At 59.4% G+C, this 1,923-nt stretch carries 1 protein-coding gene and 1 pseudogene; one reads left to right on the top strand and one right to left on the bottom strand.

Annotation, left to right across the window (positions count from 1 at the left end; genetic code table 11):
- Window positions 1–282: 282 nt before the first annotated feature.
- Complete coding sequence (locus V6C07_RS07335; protein WP_012623816.1) at window positions 283–1,323, bottom strand: rod shape-determining protein; 1,041 nt, start codon at window positions 1,321–1,323, stop codon at window positions 283–285.
- Window positions 1,324–1,564: 241 nt separating this feature from the next.
- Here V6C07_RS07335 and V6C07_RS07330 point away from each other — a divergent pair.
- Window positions 1,565–1,923 (top strand): annotated as a pseudogene (locus V6C07_RS07330) (TIGR01212 family radical SAM protein); the annotation flags it as partial.

The raw sequence follows: 1,923 nt of genomic DNA, 5'->3' as shown, positions 1-1,923 counted from the left end.
TGTGGCAACAGGCGTTACAGGTCAATGAAAACAGAGCAGTCTTACGCGAGCATTGCTCTGCGGGACGCGCAGGCAGGTTTTCGCCACGAGGCGCAAGCGCTGCTGGCCTGCACCGTTACGCGCCGTGGTCTGCGCCGCAGACCTTGAGAATCCGTATGCTCAAAGTGACGCGCCCCAACTGTCAAAACGTAAGCAACGCCGCGCCGGAGTTGTATTTTCCAGCGCGGCGCCGTTGCTAAGTCCGGTACTGTCGAGTTCAGATACGCGCACGGGCCGCACAGATCAGTCGATACACACTTCTTTGAGAATATGCAGGTTGTCCATAGCTTTGCCGGTTCCCACAACCACGGTGGACAGGGGGTCGTCCACAACCGTGATGGGCAGCGAGGTTTCCTCGCGCAGGAGCTGGTCCAGCCCTTTGAGCAGCGCGCCGCCGCCGGTGAGCACAATGCCCCTGTCCACAATGTCCGCCGCCAGTTCGGGCGGGGTCTGTTCCAGGGCGATGCGCACGGCCTGCACAATGCTGTCCACCTGCTCGGAAATGGCCTTGCGCACTTCCTCGGAGGTGATGATGATATTCTGGGGAATGCCCGTCACAAGGTCGCGGCCCTTGACTTCTATCTGCTGTTCGGGGTCCAGCGGGTAGGCCGAGGCGATCTTGATCTTGATTTCTTCCGCCGAGGATTCACCGATGAGCATGTTGTACTTGCGCTTGACGTGGGTCATGATGGCTTCGTCCATCTTGTCGCCGCCCACCCGCACCGAGCGGGAGTACACGATGCCCGAAAGGGAAATGACCGCCACTTCGGTGGTTCCGCCGCCGATGTCCACCACCATGTTGGAGGTAGGCTCCTGGATGGGCAGATCCGCGCCGATGGCCGCTGCCATAGGTTCCTCGATAAGGTATACCTCACGCGCCCCGGCGGACTGGGCCGACTCTTTCACGGCGCGCTTTTCCACCTGGGTGATGCCCGTGGGTACGCAGATCATGATGCGCGGGCGCACCAGACGGCGTGAGTTGTGTACCTTGGCGATAAAATGGCGCAGCATGGCCTCGGTCACCTCAAAGTCGGCGATGACGCCGTCTTTCATGGGACGTATGGCCCAGATATTGCCGGGCGTTCTGCCGAGCATGCGCTTGGCGTCCTGTCCTACGGCCAAAACCACGTTGTTGCCGCGCGGGTCCTTTTTAACGGCCACCACCGAAGGCTCGCGCAGTACAATACCGTGTCCCTTGACGTAGACGCAGGTATTGGCCGTACCGAGGTCGATAGCCAGGTCGTTGGAAAACATGCCTAATGCGAAATCCAGAATCTTGGACATTACTCTAACTTGCCTCACTGTGCTGGTCTGCGTATCTTCGCTGCGAATGGATTTATCACGTCAAGTTCAAGGGCAACGCCCCGCGCCGAAGTGCGAATGAGGCGGGGGGCGGCAAAAAATCGGTAACGTCAGGCTGAAAACTGTTCTGCTAAATCGGGCGTGAAGTCAAGATGGCTGGGCCTGGGTTCAAAATCTTTGTCCCGCCGATTCTTGCCTTTTTCCGCCTTCAGGGCTTGTAAACATGCTGCGTTGGCATACTCTGGCCGTGTATTTTCGGCGTAAATACGGTACACGGGTGCAAAAAATTCCACTTGACGCGGGGGCGTCCTGTCCCAATCGGGACGGCTCGCTTTCGCGCCGGGGCTGCACGTTCTGCAATGCCTCCGGTTCTGGTTCCGGCCTGGGCGTACGCGGTTTTTCGCTTGAGGAGCAGTGGCGTGCGTGGCTTGAAAAATACCGCGCCACCGATGCCGACAGGGCCTTTATGGCCTATCTGCAGTCCTACTCCAATACGTATGGCCCCCCGGAACGCTTGCAACTTTTGCTCCAGCAGGTAGCGGCCCTGCCGGGCTGCCTCGGCGTTGCCGTAGGCACGCGCCA

The sequence above is a fragment of the Desulfovibrio sp. 1214_IL3152 genome, assembly GCF_036763055.1.
Taxonomy (GTDB): domain Bacteria; phylum Desulfobacterota; class Desulfovibrionia; order Desulfovibrionales; family Desulfovibrionaceae; genus Desulfovibrio.
This window is presented reverse-complemented; position numbering and strand designations above follow the sequence as displayed.